Genomic DNA, 322 nt, shown 5'->3' with positions numbered 1-322 from the left:
GCGCCAGGGCGGGCAAACCTCGGAAGTCGCTTCCAGCGGTGTCCCCCGCGTCGTCGCGACGGAAGCGGCGTCGCCACAGCTTCGCGGCGAACGGCCCGGCGGCGGCCAGGATCTGGATGATCACCGCCGGAAGGGTCTGGTGTTGGCCCACCGGGACCCCGTTGAGCAGCAGCAGGCCGATGATGGTGGCGGCGCCCGCGTTGCCCCAGCGGCGCAGGCCAGAGATCGAAAAGCCGGTCGCGCCGATCAGGCCCGCGTAAAGCGTCAAGGCCAGCGGCGACCCGCCGGGCAGGCCGGTGAAGGCCGGCGTCAGCACGGCGCC

Annotated in this window: 1 protein-coding gene; it reads right to left on the bottom strand. The window is 73.3% G+C overall.

The window, feature by feature from the left end:
* On the bottom strand, positions 1 to 322 hold a 322-nt coding region (locus EIK80_RS26220), incomplete at both ends, for a hypothetical protein (RefSeq protein ID WP_158624763.1).

The sequence above is a fragment of the Caulobacter sp. 602-1 genome, from assembly GCF_003931565.1.
GTDB lineage: Bacteria > Pseudomonadota > Alphaproteobacteria > Caulobacterales > Caulobacteraceae > Caulobacter.
This window is presented reverse-complemented; position numbering and strand designations above follow the sequence as displayed.